The sequence below is a fragment of the Psychrobacter sp. TB20-MNA-CIBAN-0197 genome (assembly GCF_040309765.1).
GTDB lineage: Bacteria > Pseudomonadota > Gammaproteobacteria > Pseudomonadales > Moraxellaceae > Psychrobacter > Psychrobacter submarinus.
Genome location: NZ_JBEOPC010000445.1, coordinates 1 through 279 on the forward strand (window position 1 = coordinate 1; position 279 = coordinate 279).

The following is a 279-nucleotide window of genomic DNA, read 5'->3' on the forward strand; positions in this document are numbered from 1 at the left end:
GCTCAACCCACATCGCCTTTATCGTCGATCCTGATGGATACCAAATTGAGCTCATCCAAATTAGCAAGTAAAGAGGAATACAGAATGAACAATTCACTATTTAAACCAATACAGCTCGGTAAACTCTCTTTAAAAAATCGTATTGTGATGCCACCAATGACGCGCTCGCGCTCAACCCAACCGGGTAATGTGGCTAATGAGATGATGGCTGAATATTATGCTCAGCGAGCATCCGCGGGTCTTATTATTACAGAAGGCACCCAAATCTCAGTCATGGGC

At 44.1% G+C, this 279-nt stretch carries 1 protein-coding gene; it reads left to right on the forward strand.

Annotation, left to right across the window (positions count from 1 at the left end; genetic code table 11):
* Positions 1–84: 84 nt before the first annotated feature.
* Positions 85–279, forward strand: a 195-nt coding sequence (locus tag AAEY83_RS14420) for an oxidoreductase (RefSeq protein ID WP_502945183.1), incomplete at its 3' end; no start/stop codon positions are given.